Annotated in this window: 14 protein-coding genes; 3 read left to right on the forward strand and 11 right to left on the reverse strand. The window is 42.3% G+C overall.

The features are described from left to right. Window positions 1–20: 20 nt before the first annotated feature. The 6 genes from F0228_RS00165 to F0228_RS00190 form a co-directional block, all read right to left on the reverse strand. The gene (locus F0228_RS00165; protein ID WP_008217355.1) at window positions 21–446 is read right to left on the reverse strand and encodes a bifunctional diaminohydroxyphosphoribosylaminopyrimidine deaminase/5-amino-6-(5-phosphoribosylamino)uracil reductase RibD; all 426 of its coding nucleotides are present in this window, start codon (window positions 444–446) and stop codon (window positions 21–23) included. A 159-nt stretch (window positions 447–605) separates the two neighbouring features. Beyond that, on the reverse strand, window positions 606–1,160 hold the full coding sequence (locus tag F0228_RS00170; RefSeq protein ID WP_171761654.1) for a nucleotidyltransferase family protein: 555 nt from the start codon (window positions 1,158–1,160) through the stop codon (window positions 606–608). Beyond that, window positions 1,157–1,447 (reverse strand): antibiotic biosynthesis monooxygenase, encoded by a 291-nt coding sequence (locus tag F0228_RS00175; RefSeq protein ID WP_171761655.1) that lies wholly within the window; start codon window positions 1,445–1,447, stop codon window positions 1,157–1,159. The genes F0228_RS00170 and F0228_RS00175 overlap by 4 nt, the downstream gene beginning before the upstream one ends. A 909-nt stretch (window positions 1,448–2,356) precedes the next feature. Then, complete coding sequence (locus tag F0228_RS00180; protein WP_171761656.1) at window positions 2,357–3,211, reverse strand: hypothetical protein; 855 nt, start codon at window positions 3,209–3,211, stop codon at window positions 2,357–2,359. Continuing rightward, window positions 3,211–4,065 carry an ABC transporter ATP-binding protein gene (locus tag F0228_RS00185; RefSeq protein ID WP_171761657.1) on the reverse strand — a complete coding sequence of 285 codons (855 nt, stop codon included), beginning with the start codon at window positions 4,063–4,065 and terminating at the stop codon, window positions 3,211–3,213. The genes F0228_RS00180 and F0228_RS00185 overlap by 1 nt, the downstream gene beginning before the upstream one ends. Next, window positions 4,062–4,433: a GntR family transcriptional regulator gene (locus F0228_RS00190; protein WP_004740059.1), complete on the reverse strand. Its 372-nt coding sequence runs from the start codon at window positions 4,431–4,433 to the stop codon at window positions 4,062–4,064. The genes F0228_RS00185 and F0228_RS00190 overlap by 4 nt, the downstream gene beginning before the upstream one ends. A 156-nt stretch (window positions 4,434–4,589) precedes the next feature. Here F0228_RS00190 and F0228_RS00195 point away from each other — a divergent pair, with 156 nt between their 5' ends. Beyond that, window positions 4,590–7,124, forward strand: coding sequence for an EAL domain-containing protein (locus F0228_RS00195; RefSeq protein WP_171761658.1), 2,535 nt, complete (start codon window positions 4,590–4,592; stop codon window positions 7,122–7,124). 58 nt (window positions 7,125–7,182) lie between these two features. Here F0228_RS00195 and F0228_RS00200 read toward each other — a convergent pair whose 3' ends face one another. The 4 genes from F0228_RS00200 to F0228_RS00215 form a co-directional block, all read right to left on the reverse strand. After that, window positions 7,183–8,925: an EAL domain-containing protein gene (locus F0228_RS00200; protein WP_171761659.1), complete on the reverse strand. Its 1,743-nt coding sequence runs from the start codon at window positions 8,923–8,925 to the stop codon at window positions 7,183–7,185. Window positions 8,926–9,810: 885 nt separating this feature from the next. Then, the gene (locus F0228_RS00205; protein ID WP_061031286.1) at window positions 9,811–10,341 is read right to left on the reverse strand and encodes an autotransporter domain-containing protein; all 531 of its coding nucleotides are present in this window, start codon (window positions 10,339–10,341) and stop codon (window positions 9,811–9,813) included. A gap of 283 nt (window positions 10,342–10,624) precedes the next feature. Continuing rightward, on the reverse strand, window positions 10,625–12,568 hold the full coding sequence (locus F0228_RS00210; protein ID WP_171761660.1) for an EAL domain-containing protein: 1,944 nt from the start codon (window positions 12,566–12,568) through the stop codon (window positions 10,625–10,627). A 111-nt stretch (window positions 12,569–12,679) separates the two neighbouring features. Next, complete coding sequence (locus F0228_RS00215; RefSeq protein WP_061031284.1) at window positions 12,680–13,237, reverse strand: hypothetical protein; 558 nt, start codon at window positions 13,235–13,237, stop codon at window positions 12,680–12,682. A gap of 534 nt (window positions 13,238–13,771) precedes the next feature. On the opposite strand from F0228_RS00215, the gene F0228_RS00220 reads away from it, so the two are divergent. Together F0228_RS00220 and F0228_RS00225 are read left to right on the forward strand one after the other, a co-directional pair. Continuing rightward, on the forward strand, window positions 13,772–14,461 hold the full coding sequence (locus tag F0228_RS00220) for a response regulator transcription factor (protein WP_061031283.1): 690 nt from the start codon (window positions 13,772–13,774) through the stop codon (window positions 14,459–14,461). Continuing rightward, entirely contained in the window at window positions 14,454–15,803 is a 1,350-nt protein-coding gene (locus F0228_RS00225; protein WP_061031282.1) for a HAMP domain-containing sensor histidine kinase, read from the forward strand. Before F0228_RS00220 ends, F0228_RS00225 begins: the two co-directional genes overlap by 8 nt. Window positions 15,804–15,907: 104 nt before the next feature. On the opposite strand, the gene F0228_RS00230 is transcribed toward F0228_RS00225, so the two are convergent. Beyond that, a complete protein-coding gene (locus F0228_RS00230; protein ID WP_061031281.1) occupies window positions 15,908–16,444 on the reverse strand; it encodes a GNAT family protein in 537 nt (178 codons plus the stop codon). Between the last annotated feature and the right edge of the window lie 73 nt (window positions 16,445–16,517).

Here is a 16,517-nt window from a genome sequence, read left to right on the forward strand (position 1 = left end):
AATAAATTAGCTGATAGCTGTTATGACTTACCAAGGTACGGGGTTAAAAAGGCACTCACTTGTGCTTGGCATAACCCCACATCGACTTTGACGCCATGGGATTCCAGTATTGCTACACCGCGCCCGTTATTGCGTGGGTCTGGGTCTAACATAGCAACGACAACGTGTTTTACGCCTGCTTTCACCAATGTGTTAGCACAAGCCGGTGTCCTACCGACAAAAGAACAAGGCTCTAATGTCACATAGGCTGTTACGCCTTCCATGTCGCCATCATAGTGATTCAGCGCTTCCACTTCAGCGTGGTTGCCACCGACTTTCTGTGTGTACCCAACAGACACAACCTTATCGTTTTTCACCAAAATGCAACCCACCGGAGGGTTTGGTTGGCAATCAGGCAGGGCTTGGTGCGAAGCTTGAAGTGCTTGCAACATGTATTGTTGGTTCATGGTCGTTACTCAGTCAGATGATAGGGCGCACTGTCCGTGAAAGGCGCGTTTGATTTGAGAAAGGCGAGCATGTTCGATCTGATTGGACTTTTAGTCAATCGTTTTAGCTTTGAATTCGACTGTCAGTTAATTGGTGCCAGAGCTAACTTTGGTTAGTCGTTAGCTGTTTTCAATCGTTAACTTTGGCCAATGAGTTAACCAGTTTTTAGATTGGACTCTTTGGTCAAACGTATCACGACTACGATTGGGGTTAGGCGTGATCTTCAAATCAAATAGGCTTTCTAAGCCAAAAGCCGATATACATTCGATATGCCCGCTGAGGTTTTGTTTTACGGCGATGGCTGTTTCTTTCTCGGGCCAGTAGCCCATGGCATTTAATGTGCTTTGATAAGGAGTATCGTTATTTCGAGTGTGCATGTTGGCTTGATTACGAACCTGCCAATTGAGTTCAGGTAGCCACTCTAGAAGTTGGGCTTCGTATTGAAGGTTTAATTCGTAGTCACTACCACTGCGTTCAAAATAGATCACATCAATGTCGTTGAGCGGTGTTGGGACGTCAAAGCCATGCAGGTGATCCCAGACGAGATTCCGCACAAAGCCGGCTGCCACATAGCATTGCGGCAGCTCGAGTTGAGACACGCACTCTAAAACCTTCATCCGCAGAGGATCTTGTGAGATCAAGGCTGCGATTTGGCTGGCTAATGCTTGGGTCATGATGGTGTGGTCACATCGGTCACTTGATAGTGACGTGTCACGTTCTTGGTTATCTTGCCCCAGTTGGAGGATCTAACTCTACTTTGGTGGGCTTGAAATGCCTCACGACTGGTGAACTCTTCATAAACTTCGAAACGGTTAGGCTGAAGTGTGCTTTGGCTGACACGAAATACAATACAACCAGGTTCTGCCAGTGTGAGTTCCTTATGAACGACTAGCGCTTGTGTTACCAACTCTAGTTCGTTGTCTGGCACGAGAATATGTCCTTGTAGAATGACCTTGCTCATTATTACGTCCATTTAAATTTACTATTACTCGCTTTTTTACTAAAAGCGCCATCCGTGACAAACATAATCCCATTTTGAGTTTGTATCGTATAGACCGGTGTGAATAAAAAACAGTGAGATTCCATTGGATTTAAGTTACCGTGTAACTTATTGTGAGTTGCCAACAAATTTTGGGAACTAAACTTGAGGTAATCCGGTCTATTAAATAGGTATCATAGAACTGTATTGATACTGAAATGAGTTTGTCATCTGAGATATTTAACCTTAAATTCGTAAAACGGCTCATACGATGAAATTGAGCCACAGTTGATATCTAGGTCATACTTTGATGTAAATGGTACTCAGAACTCTTTATATTTTGTGATTTATATCATTGAACTAGCCTTCAAACACCGTTAGATTCGAATGGTTGGCAATAAAAATAGCTCATGAAGAGCAGCTAAATGAGAAGGAAATATACCTTATGAAAAAAATGAGAAGAGCACAGCTTCATCGCGTTCGTATCCAATACTGGAAAGACACATCGAAAGAAGCTTCAAAGAAATAAGCTTTATATCTCAAACGATAAAGCGACAAACTTGAAAAGCTGATAGCTTTTCAAACAAAGCCATTTACTGGCGCTAAAAACGCAACAAACCGATTTCAATAGTGTTCTCAAGGACCTTCATCTGGTCGGCGACTAAAGAAATCATCCCTCAAAGAGCTGGCAGGCATTCGTTACGATGCAATTTAATGTCAGCTCATTAATACTCTCTTAGTTCATCTTCTCCTCGGCTCACTCTCTACTTCCTCAAACTATTTCAGATCAAACTACTACCTGAAACTAATTGGCAATAAAAAAGCTCCCGATTTCTCAGAAGCTTTACTACCTTTCTTGTTCTATCGTGTTGCTTATTAGCAGCGATAACTCTATGACAACAGTGTCTTCCAACTCACATCGTCTGTTCTATTGAGTTTTAGGCTCAGTAGGTAGCCACCAATGCCAAGCAATACGTAAATACTTAAGGATAAGATAGAGACCTCAGAAAGCGCACTGAATGGGTTGCTTGCCGTAAGTACTTTCATCGGCAGTGAAGCGATAATAGAAAAGAAATCATTGATGCCATAGAAGCCGAATAGCGCGATAGCCAGCCATTTGATTGCAAAACTTGAAACAAAGATCACCAACAGCGGTGAGTTAACCAATTGGGAAATCGCTAGGGTGACGGTGGCTAAAGGCAATAACACTAGAGCCACTAACAACATACGGCCAAAGAACACCACCCAATTGCTCAGTACGTAAAACAGTGATTGTTGCTCGACTAACAGCGCCAATTGCTGCTCGCTAGACACGTTGAGAACCCAGAATAGAACGTCGGCAAATAGAACCAATAGGGCACAGATAGCTGGGATCACCACTAAACCGAACCCTAGCTTCACGCCGTGAGTCAGGGCATTTGACACAGGCATGCTTCTCCAAAACATCGAACTGCCTTCTTGGCGCTCTTTACGTAGAGTTTTAGGGATATAAAGCGTTGAAAGTAGGAGTGAAATTAAGCCTGCGCCAAAGTAGATGACGGAGTTTAGGTCGTTTGCAAACTCTCTATGAATATCGCTTACATCACCGTTAACTTCCATCTGGAAGAAAAACTCATGCTGTGCCGCGCCATTAAAGAACAGGCTAACGAAGAGTAAGAAACCACACAGTGCGACGAATAGAGGCAATCGAGTATTGATTTTGTGCTCGATAAGTTCTTTTTCTAGCATGTAAAAACTTGGGTGCATTATGCCTTCTCCGTTTGTGTTGCAAGGAATAGGTCAGCCAGACCAACGTTGTAGATGTTCCCTAGTGATTCAACCTGTGGTCTGTACTGACCTTCCAATAACCATTTCGTTGTGCCTAAGCCCGGTTGTGAGGTCAGTGGTTTCAATTTTTGGATGTCGCTTGAGTGGCTGTTTGCTACTTCGATGATGAAATAATCACTCTCTATCGCTTCCATGCTTTTCTGCAGCACGCAGTGGCCTTGTTTGAGAATAAGTACATCTGTCAGTAGATGTTCGATCTCAGAAACTTCATGGCTAGCAATGATCATCGCGCGCTCACCATCGTGGAACCACTCCAACAAGTGACGGTAGAAGGTATCACGGTAAATCAAATCTAGTCCGAGTGTTGGTTCATCCAAAATCAACACTTGAGTGTCGGTGGCAATGATGATCGCCAGATGAACTTGTACTTTCATCCCCTTAGAGAGCTGCTTGATAGTGGAAGAGAGTTTAATGTTCGTGCGACTCAGAGTTTGCTCGGCTTTTTGTCGGTTGAAACTCGGGTGGACACCTTCAGTGTAACGAAGCAGCTGTTTGATGGTCATCCATTCAGGCAGCACATTGACATCAGAGATATAAGATAAGTGCTGCATGAGCTCTGCGTGCTGGTGGATTGGGTGGTAGCCGTTGACTTCGATTTCACCCTGATAGTTATGCCCACCAAGCAGTGATTTGATGAGAGTCGATTTACCAGCGCCATTGTGACCAAGTAAACCTAGTACTTGTCCTGGCTTTAGTTCGAAGCTGATGTTCTCTACACCCACTTGATTTGAATAAGCTTTAGTGACGTTTTTCGCGGAAAGTAAAGTACTCATGACTTGTCCTTTATATGTTGTTCTAGCTGTTTCACGAGTTCTTCGACACTCATATCAATGATGCCTAGCGTCTCAGCGATGGCTGGGATCTGTGTGTTAATAAACGTTTGGTGTGCAGACTCTTTCAACTTTTGCAGTGCGCCTTCGGCTACATACATGCCTTGGCCTCGTTTCTTTTCAACCAAGCCTTCATCAACCAGTAACTGGTAGCTTTTCATGACGGTAAGGTGGTTGATTTTAAGATCAGCAGCAACAGCGCGCACAGAGGGCAGGGCCTGTTGCTCTAGCCAAATACCTTGCAGAATCTGGTCGCTGATCTTAGTGGCAAGCTGCCTAAAGATCGGTTGGTCGTCTTTCCATTCGGTCATAATTAAAACTGTATGGTGATATACATGTGTATAACACTAACCTTTTTATTCGTATTGGCAAGACTTTTATAAAAATTAATAGAATATTTTTATGGTTGGATGTTCAGTAAAAATAACGTTACTATATGGAACTCCGTACTGTGGTGTTGAGTTCGTATGTTGCACATTAATGACAAAAAATTGGTCTGGTTTACCAAGTATTTGCCAATAACCATCATCATCTTTTCTGCGATCATCTTGAATATGGCGATGTTCAAGAGTGTGAATCAAAAGGTTAAGGCGTTGGTTGAGTTAATTCGAACCGACTATATTGCCGCCCAAAAAGGCTCTATTGAGGCGCAGGTGCTTCAGGTTTCTCAGCAAATTACACACACTCAACGCCTTGTTGAAGATGAAGTTAAAAAGCGCATTACTCGACGGTTAGATAGGGCATACACTGCGGCTCAAAATATCTACTCTTCGAACCAACACCTGCCAGAAGACAAACTTAAACAACTGATTTTAAATGAGATCAGAAAGCTGAGTTATGCTGAAAAACAAGACTATATCTACGCCTATGACATGCAGGGTACGTCACTCGTTCATCCACGGCTTCCGGAAATTGAAAACACCAACCAGCTAGAAACTACTGACAGGCGAGGTGTAGCGGTAATTAAGGAGCAAATTGAACTTCTTAAGCAGAGTAATGGGGCTTTTTCTCGATATTTCGTTCCGCGCCCAGAGCTAGAGGGGCGAGACTTAGATAAGCCATATATCGAAAGTACTCATTATGAGAAGTTGACCTATATTCGCCGATTCGAGCCCTTTGACTGGTACTTTGGTACGGGGGTGTCTTTGGATGATGTGAAACGAGCCAGCTATCAAAGGATTCTAGAGATATTGTCGAGAGTCACGGTGGGCGACAATGGCTACCTGTTTGTTTTTGAACAAAATGGTGACAGCTTACTCCACGCAAATCGAATCCTTATTGGTCAGGAGCTCAATGTTTATGAGGATCTGGGAGATATCTTTCAACATGATGTGCTCACTCAGTCTGAAGCGGGTGGATTCGTTGATTATGTTACCGCTGATAAAAATGGCGTTATTGGCCCTAAAAGTAGCTATGTCAAAAAGGTCGGTGATTGGAATTGGATCGTCGGTACAGGCGTGTACTTGAATAATGTCAACGCCTCGATAGAGAAACGAAAAAATGAGTTGTTAGCTGAATCGCGTAACGAATTTGGTCTTGTTCTTATATTGAGTGTGTTGGTGACGATGAGCTGTATTTTCATCAGCGCCCTTATTAGTCGAAGAATATCCACTCGCTTCTCTCAAATGGAGCAGAGAATCGCAGACGATTTTAGCCGAATCCAAAGCAGCCGCCTTCGATTACAGCATATGGCAAAACACGACTCGTTGACGGCACTCCCCAATCGTTCTGAACTAGAGCTTCAAGTTAGCCGTGCCATTGCTCACTCAAAACTTGAGGGTAAGCTGGTGGCGTTAGTCTTTGTTGATTTAGATAACTTTAAGCGTATCAATGATCAATTTGGTCATGCGAGTGGAGACGAACTGCTCAAGCAGATAGGTAAGCGCTTTGAAGAGATTTTAGGAGAGAACGATGTTGTTTCTCGTTTTGGAGGGGATGAGTTCGTTTTCTGTTTACCAAGCATTCAAGATCTTATTGAAGCTGAGCGGAAGGTTCAACAAATACAAGATGTCTTCAAGCCATCCTTTAATCTCAAGGGGACAAGCGTTTCTACACGGTGTTCGGCAGGCGTGTCTATGTACCCTTATGATGGTACGGAAGTCGAAGAGTTACTGACCAAAGCGGACATTGTTCTCTACAAGGCAAAGGAGTCGAACAAAGGTGATGCGGTGTTTTACGATGATGTGATCAATCGAAAGGTGAAGTATGACTATGCGGTTGAAAAGCAGTTAGAAACCGCCTTAGAACGCGGCGAGTTCAGCGTGTTCTATCAACCTCAAGTGGACTCTCACTCCAAACAGCTCAAAGGGGTTGAAGCGCTGTGTCGTTGGAACAATAGCTTACTTGGTTTTGTGTCTCCGTTAGACTTTATTCCTGCGGCAGAGCGAGTCGGAAAAATTCACGAGATTGGTGAATTTGTGTTGAGGAAAGCATGTGAAGACACCCTTAACTTGATGCCAAACAGACCTGGGGCTGTGTGTGTATCGGTGAATGTGTCCCCCAAGCAGGTATTCGAACTTGGTTTTGACGAGAAGGTGATTTGTCTAGTGGAACAAGTCGGCATTGCTCCTCAGCGAGTGACTCTTGAACTGACGGAAAATATCCTAATTAAAGACCTGCATATCGTCGAGCCGATACTGAGAAGGCTCCGAGATTATGGGTTTGGTATCTCGCTTGACGACTTTGGTACCGGTTTTTCATCACTCAACTACCTTAATACTCTTCCAATCACAGAGATAAAGATCGACCGATCTTTCATCGGCAAACTGAATTCCAGTCAGCACAGTGAGACTTTGGTAAAAGCCATTATTGATATTGGCGCCTCTTGCCAGATGAAAGTCGTGGCAGAAGGCGTAGAGACCCCTGAGCAGATGGAAAAGTTGCAGCAATACCATTGTGACTTACTACAAGGTTATTACTTTGATAAGCCACTGACTGCTAAAGGATTACTAGACGCCTATTTTCCTGTGAACTCTGAAAGCCTCAAGTGCAACAACGCTTAATTCAATCGATGACTTTGAGTCCACAGGTACCTTGATACGGTTAAGCGTTTACAAGAGGTTAGCTCGTTGTACTTTGAGGGCGGCTATAAAGGTAACCTTGATGCAAGTTGTAGCCCAATTGACACAATATGTACTGTTGTCTGCGCGTTTCAACACCCTCATAAATCATCGTGATGTTTGATAAGCGGCCAATTTCAGAGATGTTCAGTAGTACACCTTGTTGATGTTCCCCTGATTCAATGTCTTTAACGAAACAGCGATCTAGTTTCAGGTAGGTGGGGGAGATCACGCTAATGATTTCGATGTTGTTGTTACCTGTGCCAAAATCATCCAAGGCGATGGTGATCCCGAGCTTCTTGATCGCTTTGATATTATCGATGACTTCACAGCCATAACCAATGTTTGAGTACTCCGTTATCTCGACGACAAACTCATTCGCTTCCATTGCGTCCAAATGCTCTTTGAGTTTGGAAAAATTATTCCCTACTAACGCACTCGGGCATACGTTGACACCATAGATCTCGTGGCTGTTGTGCAACTTGGCGTTTCTTACCGTTTCAATAAGCAAAATGGTATGAAAAGTCAGTAGGTTGGTGCGTCTCATCGTATTAATAAAGCTAAGAACACCGACATTACGTACCCGAGACAACAACTCGTAGTATAAAACGGTGTTGTCTTCTGTATTGATGATTGGTTCTTCTTCAAACGAGATGTGCTTCCAGCGAAAGAGATAGATAAAGAACCCTAGAATATAAGAGCGATAGAGTAGGATTGCGAGCAATAGTGACAGCACGCCCCATAGTGCAATGATATCGTCACTATAGAAGGTGATGGTAGCACCGCTTGGTAGTGGTGAGGTGTAAATTGACTGGCTGTTATTGCCAAGGTTGAGAATGTAGTAGCCATTCTTTTGAATAGAGACGGAATCAACCAGCAGAGGCAGTAATGAGTTTCTGTAACGCGCTTCAATAGAACCTTTGGAAATACGAACCGTTAGCTTGGTATTATTTTCAGGGTTACTGAAACGAGAATAAACAAAATCAGCACTATCGTAAAAATCATCAATCTGATCGAGCTCAACATACTGAGAACGACTCTTAGAGATGTAGCATGAACCATAAGGTGTAGTCATAACCACCGAATCGAGGTTAAGCGAGTGCCTTAACGAGTGTACCGCGCCCGCGCTATCACAGCCGTAATCCGTTACCTCTTCTGCTATGTGCTTGGTGTTCTCGCTGTATTCATTAGCAATTTTCGTTGTATAAAGGATTTGGAAAAAGTAGACAACGAATAGAGAGAGTGAAGTCACAGTGAGTACGGTTATCAGAGACCTGATCAACTCCTTGTAATAAGTGTTGAGCATCAACTTTAGCATCATTATCTGGCTAGGTTTGAACTGGTTGATGTTGTGCTTGGGGGCGATGCGGTTTTCTGAGCTTTTGTCGAGATCAATGAAGTACCCGACTTTATAGAGATTGGAAATGAGTTCGCTATTATTATCAACCTTTGCCTTCTTACATAGGTTTCGGTACTTCTTTCTTATAGAAGCGATAATGTTTTTTAATGCATATAAACTAAACTCTTCATCAAAATGTAATTTAAATGACTCCTCAACATCTCGGGCAGATTGAGGATTTGAAATTGAAGCATTTTCAATTAAATACTTGAAGACAAAACTCTCTTTACTATTAAGAGTTTCCTCTGATATCTTATTACTGTCTCTCTTTATATATATTTTTTCTTCATTATAGATTAGTTGCAAGCTTTCATTATTGTTATTTATATTGAAAGAACAGTGCATAGCTCAACTCCTAAGCGATAGTTATTATATTTGTGTGATTGATATGTGTGGCTGGGATTGTCATTCAACCCAAGAGTCCGTTCTAAATAACATAACTAAAATGTCACCATTTCTCTCAAGATGTTGATACTAATCGCAGAATTCGGGCTGTAATGAAAGGTTGTAGAGATGTTCACCCAAAAGTTGAATTTATAAATGAAAGCCGTGGTTTTACAAGAGACAAGGGGGATTTATCCATTTGTTTTGGTATTTATCCATTTGTCAGCTTCTATATCGGCGGTTTCAGCTGCAATTTTAGGTAGTGCTAATATTGATGGGCGTGGTGTTTTTGATGTCTACTTATGAGGTAGATTTATCATAAATTTTCAGGATAAAGTTTAATAACTAGGTTTAGGATGATATTAATATCATTTAATTTCTGGTTTATATCTATTTATTTTTTAAATTAACTGTATTGATAGGAATATCATTAGTGGTTTTTTTATAGGCTTTAAATCATGGCTGCTAATTTTTATTGATTAAAAATAAATCTGAATTTGATTTTTCAGGACGTGGCTAATTTTAGGTCTAGATGCAAGTGTAAATTGTGATATTGATTCCATGATTGTTCTGATTTTGGTTGGTGTTTGCACTCTATTTTGTTAGGAGATATTTTGAATCGATATGAGTCAGGTTCGTATAATATCTAGCACTCAAATTAAACCTTGTTATATTAAAGGTTTAAATCAAATTTCACCCTTATTGATTGCTTTACAAACAGAAAGCCCCTAATTAGGCAGGCTAATAGGAGCTTTTGTCGACTTTCTTTTGCGGACTTCCTTGTTAGGCTTCCTTTTAAGCCATTTTTTGACAGCTTTTCTTTTTACATAAGTGGAAAGCTAAAGGTTAGAAGTTGAAGCTTGCTGTAACACGTACGACATCTTCTTCGAATGGTTTGGTGCTACCTGAACCGTCGGGTACCATTGCTGAATCATTGATCTTTCCGTAATCCACCGTAAGACCTATCATACGCCAGTTCACTGTGGCGCCCACTGAACCATAAACATTATCGATATTGATGTCGTTGAAAGAAGCGTTTCCCGATTCCACATCGGCATTTAAGTAGTTGATACCAACCTTAGGGATGATATCAAACTCGGCAATTTCAAATCGGTAGCCAATGTTGGAATATAAGCCCCATGCATCTTGTGAGTTTGGCTCGTCCAAATCTACCGCTTCCGTGCCTAATGAAAAGCCACCACCGACAACAATATTATTCGATAGGGCTTTACTATAGCCAAAGGTTGCTAGCTCTTGATTCCCAATAAATGTCACACCGGCCTCAATAGAGTTGTCGCGGTCACTTGCGAGTGCAGACAATGGTAAGCAAGCTGTAACGACAGCGATGGCTGGTAAGACTAAGTGGTTCTTTTTCATGATTCTCTTTCTCATTTTGTATGGACGAAATCAGTCTACAAAATATCGAAGCTCAAATATGAGTCGACAAAAGGTCACATTTGAGCTGAACAAGAATTGACATAAAGAGCGGATAGATAGCTGAAATATTGAGACGAAGGCAAGATTTTATGAGTTAGAAACATACTGTCGTCGGGTGCTAAAAGATCGATATGTTCAAGCAGGTTGTTAGGCCAAATACACGATGCTTGAGTCTATACTCACCACTATTGTTTACTCGCTATTTCAAGTGAATAGCACCGACTTATCGAAGGAATAAGAACTGGCTTTCGACTTCATTTGAAGGGATAGGCTTACTAAACAAGAATCCCTGCAGATATTGGTAACCACAGTCGACCAAGAAGTCCTTCTGCGTTTCTGTCTCAACACCTTCCGCGACCACTTTTAGCCCTAACTTGTCACAGATAGCTTGGGTTGCTTGAACAATGGCTTTGCTGCCTTTGTGTGACCCGTGCACAAAACTTTTATCAAGCTTAACGGTACTAATAGGTAGGTCATGCAACATAGATAGAGAAGAGTAACCAGTACCAAAGTCATCCAGGTGCAGTTCCACACCCAACTTGGCAATGTCGCACAATGCTTGTCTAACTTCGCCATGTTTGAAAATCATGGATGACTCAGTGATCTCAAGGGCGATGCTCTGAGGTCGGATATTGTAGAAGTTGAGCATTGCAGATAGTTGGTCTGCAAAGGTTGCATGCATTTGAATACTCGAGATGTTGATACTCATCGTTAGTTGGTTATCAAATTCTCGGTGCCAAATGGATAGCTGCTTAAGCGCGGAGTTGAGCACCCACTTTCCAAGTGGAACAATCTGACCTGTTTCTTCTGCTAGAGCGATAAACTCGTCAGGTCTAATGTCCCCTAAATCTTTATCTGACCACCGAAGCAGTGCCTCGAAGCCTTTCACTTTATCGCCACTGGTATCCATGATCGGTTGGTAATGGAGTGCGAGATCTTCATTCTCTAGGGCACGAGCTAAGCGATGGCGAATTTCTACTTTCCGATGAAGCGCACGAGCTAAGCTCGGGGTGAAAGTTTGGAAGCGGTTACGTCCGTTAGCTTTTGCCATGTGCATTGCCATCCCCGCTTGTTTTAGTAAGGACTCTTGGTCTATGGCGTTATCTGGAAAGTTTGCAGTACCTACGCTGCAACCCACAGACAGAGTACCGATTCCACTGATATGAAAACTTCGGTTTAGTGCATCAATAATGCGCGTGCAAAGCAGAGGAATGTTTTGATTTCGGCAGGCGTGAGCGATCACGATGAACTCATCGCCACCAAAGCGACCAATCATGCAGGTTTCATCAACTAGTTGTTTTAGGCGCTCACCGACTTGTTTTAGCAACTGATCTCCTACGCTATGCCCATAGGTGTCATTGACCAGCTTAAAGCCATCAAGGTCAACAAACATCAACTCAAAAGGGGAGCGGTAGGCAATGCTGGTTTGCAGTAAGTTGTTGATCCCTCTACGGTTATGAAGTTCTGTTAAGTAATCGTGCTCCGCGTTGTACCTGGCTTTTATCAGCTTTTCTTTTTGTTTGGTGGTACAGGTTAGGTCTAACAGTAGCTCGCTCTTATCGAACAGCCACTTGCCTTGAACGTCAAAGTGATGGGTTTTGTCACCTATTGTACAGCTCACTTCTTCTAGGATCTCTTGCCCCGTTCGTGCTGAAAATAGCCAATGAGCTGCGGTTTCTTCGCTGGAAAGAAAATCGGAGAGGGTGGCAAACGGTGAGCCATAGTTTTGATTAAACGCGGAGTTAGTGCTTACTATCTTACCTGAACTGTCACATAATAGAGAAAGGTTCGCTCCGTCTGAGTAAGCGAGATCGTGCTTAAGGCTGCCTTCTTCGGCAACAACTTGAACTAACATGCCCGTTCGAGCATCAGGTAAAGGAATGCCGGAAAACTGGCATAGTGCGCGTTTGGCTATGTATTTGGGGGTGAAGTTCCACCATGTTTTGATGTTTTCACCACGTAGAAATTGCCTTTGATACTCTTCGAGAGTCGCCTCTATTGCCTTTGACATCTCGACACTAAAGTCGCGTGACGTCAGTTCAAACAAAGATTCTGCCTCCCACAAAGGAAGAGCACTTTGGTTTGCCCATGTGATTCTTTTGTTATCGATGTCATATATCCAAATAGGGCACTTTAGGTACTCGAAAGATTGATAACTTGTCATCATGCTGGACTCTACGTGAGGAAGTTTTAGTTCGATGCCACCGAGCAGGCAGGCCTACTTCGGTGACTTATTAATACAAATCAAACCCTCTCCATATTAGTGAGAAAGGTGTGTTTATAGGTTTAACGAGCGGATGATCTTGGTCACTTTCCCTTCCGGAGTTGTCTCGATGATATAGCCTTTTTTATCATCGAAGATTTCACCATCAATAAAATGCCATCCATTTGGTTTCTTTATGATTTCCTTTGGGAAGTTCTCATCAAACATAGAATGATTTGGATAGACCGTTTCGATAGCTTCGAATAGAAGTTGCGCTTGGTCTTGATTCGCTAGGGTGAAATCTTCTTTTAAGCACATGGTTAATTCAGGCAGTGGCTGAGTCGTAAACGGTTCAGTGACGGTACCTAATACACCTTTTTGTGAGTAGAAACGGTATGAACCTGAACTGCTTTCACTACCATCTGGAGACTTGATATAAGGCGTTGCGCTATAAAATTCACAGTCAAAGACCATTTTTTGAATAATGCTGCTTTGCGGAGCGACCTGAATATCAATCCAAGAACTTACCTGAGATTGAATCTTTTTTATCGTTTCTTGCTTATCCGTATCAGCAAGTAAAGGTACTGAAAATAAAGCAGACGTAGCCAGTAACAGCGAAAGCGGTTTATTCATTTTAAGAGGGTCCCTCTAAGGAGTGATTAAATGACAAATTACAAAGCCATCTATTGATATTGTGAATGTTACTTGAAGTGGTAATGACTTTATAGGAAGGAATGGGGGAGCAAAAAAAGAAAGTGCTGATGAGTGAAACAGGTAATCGGTTTCCTTTAGTGGTCAGTCGAACTTTTTGGTTTTTAAATCTAAACGGGGTCTATTCCTTGGTTTTATAAACTGCAGTGTGACTGGTTAAAAGATGGTTGATTTGATTGTTTTTTGTAAACAATTTTAATGTAAGTGTGGGTAAGAAAATAAAGCAAGTGTAAGCGATTACGATGGGATACGACATTAAATGCAATCGGTGTCATTTTGCGGAGCCTATATAAATCGGAGCTTACAGACGACCTGTTGTCTAATTTTGTAAACGTAGATGTACAAATATGATTATTATGTTTTGCGTACGGTAAAGGCTTGACTCTAATAACAATATTGATGATATATGACCAGTATATATACTGCCCACGCTTTTAATAAATACTGGTGATAGATATGTCGAAAACCAAAGTACTCATTGTCGAAGATGACCAAGAGATCGCTCGTTTAACCACACTCTACCTAGAGGCGGAAGGGTATGAAGTGAGCGTCGTTCATGAGGGAAACTTGGCACTTGAAGCTATCCGAAGTATTGAACCTGATTTAGTGCTGTTGGACCTTATGCTACCAGGTATGAGTGGCGCACAAATCTGCCGAGAGGCTCGTGAGTTTTACAATGGAATGATCTTAGTGCTGACTGCCTCTGCTGATGAAATGAGTGAAGTAAGCTTATTTAAGTTCGGTGCTGATGATTATGTGGCTAAGCCGATACGAGGTCATGCATTGCTGGCCCGAATCGAAGCTCTGTTGAGACGTGCAACGCCGGTTATAACAACGGCGGAAACGGTGCCGGAAAACCAGTGTGAGATCGTCATCAATAACGCTGCCCAAAGTGCCACTTTATACGGACAAAACTTGAAGCTCACATCCGCAGAGTTTGAGATTTTGAACCTTCTTGTTAAGAATGTTTGCCAAGTCGTTACCCGAGACCAATGTTGCCAGCTATTCCGAGGAATAGATTACGCGTTTAACGATCGTTCGATTGATATGCGTGTATCTGGTTTACGCCGAAAGCTGCGCGTCCATGCAAAAGACAAACAGTTAATACGCACTGTACGTAATAAGGGGTATATGCTGGTTGCTTAAATTTATTAAAAAGAAGCTTCGCTCTGTTTCGATGTTTGCTCGGCTCTACCTTGGTATTGTTACAGGGATGTCGGCGACAATATTTTTGTTCCTACACCTTGGTGAAGGACATATGCGAAGAACAGAGATTGAGACCTTTCTCAATGATGGGTTGTACTTTGTTGAGCAGTATATCCAGCATCGCGACAAAGAAGATTCGCTCTACAAGGAACTCGATAGAACAGGTCACCAACAGTTTTTTATTTTCAATTTACGCCTGTTAGAGAATTGGTCGGGAGAACCTCCTTGTCAACGATGTGAGTTACACACCATCTTAAATGGTGTGCCTATTTACCTTAGCGAAAACAACTTGTACTCGGCTGTGTACCAACTGCCGAATTCCAAGTTTAGCTTTGCATTCTGTGAAGTAGGGGACTTCTTTTCTCCTGAAATTGAATGGTATGAGGATTCAGAGCGACACTTTTTAATTGGACTTCTGCTCGCGGTCATCATTGCGATTGGAGCTAGTGTTTACTTACCGGTTAGAGGCTTTCAAGAGAGAATTGAGTCGTTAGTTGAGAAGCAGAAACAGTTTGGTAAAGGTAAACTGAGTACGCGTTCTGAGGCTGAATATATTCATCCTGTTTCCGAGTTGGCTAGCAGTTTTAATTGCATGGCTGAAGAGATAGAAAGCAAGGTGAAAGAGAGCCATATATTTGCTCAAGCAATTCCCCATGAAGTTCGTACTCCGTTGAGCCGAATACAGTTAGCTACTGACATACTGAGACGAGGAGCGCCTGAGCAGCATCAAGCACTTTTTGATGATATTGATACCTACGTGGACGATATCAACGAGCTCACATCAGAGATCATTATGCTCTCGAAGTTAAATGTTATGGACAATTCCTTCTTCGAGTTGGTGAAAGTAAGAGCGAGTTTACTTGAATATTGTTTAGACCGGATTCGTTATTCTGAGTTGGACAATGTGACATTTGAATCAAAGGTGAATCAAGACTGTACGATTAAGTGTGATTGCTCAATGGCTCGCTTGGTGTTTGATAACATCCTTAAGAATGCTGGCAACTATACTAAAGACCATGTTTGGCTGACTTTAGATGAAAACTCAGAAAGCTGGCTAGTAGTCGTTGAGGACAATGGGCCTGGTATTCCTGAGGAGCGTCGTGATGAAGTCTTTGTTCCATTTTCTCGCTTAGACTCGAGCAGAAGCGCTTCAACCGGTGGTTTTGGATTGGGGCTTGCCATTGCAAACTCTGCGGCGAAGAAGTTAGGTTGGAGTATCAAGATCGATGGTAGCATTCATGGTGGGGCTAAGTTCACGATTGTGATTGCTAAGGCGGTTTAACCGTTATTTATCTTTATTGAGCCTACACTCGCTTAGGAAAAACAAAAGCCATGGTTTGAACTGACACCCAATAGTTTAAACCGTGGCTTCTTAACCAGAAACGGCTACTGTTTTGAACGGTGGAGACCATAGATTGCGTGATCAACGATACGACCGTTCAAGTTCTCGCTACGAGTAATGATACCTTCTAAATTAAATTGTAAGCGCTCACAAACCTTGCGGCTGCTTTGGTTCTCGACGGCGGCAGATATTTCAACTTTCTCCATATCTAACTCATTGAAAGCAATATCAATCAGCTTTTTAACCACACGCGTGACAATTCCCCTTCCTTGGTATGGTTCAGACAGCCAATAACCTATCGTTACCTTCTGCATATCATGATCAATGGTATTGAAACTACAGTTACCAACGATGTTGTCTTGGTACACGATGGCACAGGTCATACTTTTACCTTCTGCGTAATCGTGTAGTGAGCGCTGCACGAAGAGCCTAAAATCTTGTTCGGTTTTACAATGTGGCGGCCATACAAGCCACTGACTTAAATACTCATTTTGACTTTGTGAGATTTCCGCATAGTGAGAGGCGAAACGCTCTTCAACCAAAGCAATAGACAATTCGTCATCGATAACTGTTTTAAACATGCATTTCCTTTTTTGACTTTTCAGTTGAGTGGATTTTAGTCGGCAAAACATGATGTCGCATGTTTTTTAATAT

Source organism: Vibrio sp. 99K-1, from assembly GCF_013114585.1.
Lineage (GTDB): Bacteria > Pseudomonadota > Gammaproteobacteria > Enterobacterales > Vibrionaceae > Vibrio > Vibrio chagasii_B.

Coding starts and splice junctions, on each gene's coding strand:
- F0228_RS00165 (WP_008217355.1), bottom strand. CDS start 446: ATGAACCAACAATACATGTTGCAAGCACTTCAAGCTTCGCACCAAGCC.
- F0228_RS00170 (WP_171761654.1), bottom strand. CDS start 1,160: ATGACCCAAGCATTAGCCAGCCAAATCGCAGCCTTGATCTCACAAGAT.
- F0228_RS00175 (WP_171761655.1), bottom strand. CDS start 1,447: ATGAGCAAGGTCATTCTACAAGGACATATTCTCGTGCCAGACAACGAA.
- F0228_RS00180 (WP_171761656.1), bottom strand. CDS start 3,211: ATGCACCCAAGTTTTTACATGCTAGAAAAAGAACTTATCGAGCACAAA.
- F0228_RS00185 (WP_171761657.1), bottom strand. CDS start 4,065: ATGAGTACTTTACTTTCCGCGAAAAACGTCACTAAAGCTTATTCAAAT.
- F0228_RS00190 (WP_004740059.1), bottom strand. CDS start 4,433: ATGACCGAATGGAAAGACGACCAACCGATCTTTAGGCAGCTTGCCACT.
- F0228_RS00195 (WP_171761658.1), top strand. CDS start 4,590: ATGTTGCACATTAATGACAAAAAATTGGTCTGGTTTACCAAGTATTTG.
- F0228_RS00200 (WP_171761659.1), bottom strand. CDS start 8,925: ATGCACTGTTCTTTCAATATAAATAACAATAATGAAAGCTTGCAACTA.
- F0228_RS00205 (WP_061031286.1), bottom strand. CDS start 10,341: ATGAAAAAGAACCACTTAGTCTTACCAGCCATCGCTGTCGTTACAGCT.
- F0228_RS00210 (WP_171761660.1), bottom strand. CDS start 12,568: ATGATGACAAGTTATCAATCTTTCGAGTACCTAAAGTGCCCTATTTGG.
- F0228_RS00215 (WP_061031284.1), bottom strand. CDS start 13,237: ATGAATAAACCGCTTTCGCTGTTACTGGCTACGTCTGCTTTATTTTCA.
- F0228_RS00220 (WP_061031283.1), top strand. CDS start 13,772: ATGTCGAAAACCAAAGTACTCATTGTCGAAGATGACCAAGAGATCGCT.
- F0228_RS00230 (WP_061031281.1), bottom strand. CDS start 16,444: ATGTTTAAAACAGTTATCGATGACGAATTGTCTATTGCTTTGGTTGAA.